This is a genomic window from Streptomyces sp. CNP082 (assembly GCF_059570535.1).
Window position 1 is genome coordinate 1 of the sequence record NZ_JCANSZ010000138.1, and the last position, 1,828, is coordinate 1,828.

Below are 1,828 nucleotides of genomic sequence, written 5' to 3' on the forward strand. Positions count from 1 at the left end.
TGCCGCCCCTGCCGTCTTTGCTGTCTTTGCTGTCTTGATCGGCGGTGTGTTTGGTGACTGGTTCGTCTTCGGGTGTGTGTGAGGGCGCGGAGACCTTCATGCGTCCTCCTTGTTCCAGCGGCTGACCTTGAGGAAGATCAGGACGAGTACGACGACCATTGCGAAGTTGACCACGGACATCGCGGCGGACTCCCCGATGTCGGTGTCTTTGAGCTGGTACATGAACACCGTGGTCGTGGCGGTGTCGCTGCCGGGCCCGCCCTTGGTCATCCCCCAGATGACCGGGAAGGAGTTGAAGACGTTGATGAGGTTGATGACGAAGCCGACGAGGAACGCCGGCCGCAGCAGCGGCACGGTCACGCGCCAGTAGGTCTGGCGGGAGCCGGCGCCGTCGATACGGGCGGCCTCGTACACCTCCTGCGGGATGGTCTGCAATCCGGCGAGCAGCGTGTAGGTGGTGAACGGCAGCGAGACGAAGACCGCGACGAACATCATCCACGGCCAGGCGGTGGCGGGTTCGCCCAGCCAGTCCTTCGGCCCGTCGATCAGACCGAGGTCGGTCATCAGGGTGTTCAGGACGCCGGCGGTCTGGTCGAGCATCCAGCGGAAGCCGATGGCGGTCATCAGCACGGAGGCGGCCCACGGCGCGATGAGCGCCCAGCGGGTGACCCTGCGGCCCGGGAAGGGCTTGTTGAACAACTGGGCCAGGCCCAGGGAGAGCAGCATGGTGACGCCGACGACGGCGACGGTCCATACCACTGTCATCGTCAGCACGCCGGTGAAGTCGGAGTCGTCGAAGAGCCGGCGGTACTTCTCGGTGCCGGCGGAGCCGCGGACGAAGCCGCTGATGCTGATGTTGAGGAACGAGGTGCGGATCAGCTCGTAGACGGGCCACAGGACCACCACGACGATCAGCAGGACGGCGGGGGCAATCCAGGGCAGCGGGCCGAGCCGGGCAAGACCGCCGCGACGGCGGCGCCGCGGTGCGGCCTTCCGCCCGCCGGGCCCGGGGCCGGTACCGGCCGCGGGCTCCTTGACCGTGACGGGCACGAGGGGACTCCTTGCGGGTACAGCGGCCCACGGGGACCGCGCTGGGGGGGCTATGGGGGTGTGGCGCGTCGTTGTCGGACCGCGCCAGGGCACCAGGTGCCCTGGCGACGGCGCCCCGGGGGCGGGCCGCCGCACGCGGCGGCGCGGCGGCCCGCCCCGGTACACACCACCGGGGGCTGTTCAGCACCCGTGCCGGGTCACTCGCCCATGTCGGCGGCGGTGTCCTCGGCGGTCTGCTGCAGTTCGCCCAGCACCTCGCCCGGGTCGTCGGACACGGCCTTGCCGCCCGACTTCTTGATCTCCGCGGAGACCGCATCCCAGCTGGTGCTGCCCAGCGGGTAGAACTCGGCGGCCGGCAGCACCTCGAAGAACGGCTCAAGGTCCTTGTGCCTGCCGCTGGACTGCATCTCCTCAAGGGTGTCCGTGGTCACCGGCATGAGGTTGTACATCTCGTCGAACTTCAGCGTGTTCTCCCTGGAGTACGCGAAGTCGAGGAACTTCTTGATCTCCTCCTGCTTCCCGCCGTCCTTGAACGCCATCATCCAGTCGGCGACCCCCAGGGTGGAGTCCAGCGGGCCGTCCTTGCCCGGGATCGGCGCCACGGCGTAGTCGACCTTGCCGTCCTGGGCCATCTGGATCAGCGACGGGTGGCCGTTGAGCATGCCCACCTTGCCCGCGGCGAAGTCGGCGAACGCCGTCTTGCGGTCCGTGGTCGCAGGGTTCTCATACGTCAGGCCGGGGCCGACCAGGTTCTCCTTCAGCCACTCGAAGGTCTCGA

At 68.3% G+C, this 1,828-nt stretch carries 2 protein-coding genes; both read right to left on the bottom strand.

Annotated features, from left to right (window positions below; translation table 11 throughout):
• Positions 1-96 precede the first annotated feature (96 nt).
• A complete protein-coding gene (locus B124_RS36965; RefSeq protein ID WP_496507401.1) occupies positions 97-1,050 on the bottom strand; it encodes a carbohydrate ABC transporter permease in 954 nt (317 codons plus the stop codon).
• Positions 1,051-1,247: 197 nt separating this feature from the next.
• Positions 1,248-1,828, bottom strand: a 581-nt coding sequence (locus tag B124_RS36970) for an extracellular solute-binding protein (RefSeq protein WP_496507402.1), incomplete at its 5' end; no start/stop codon positions are given.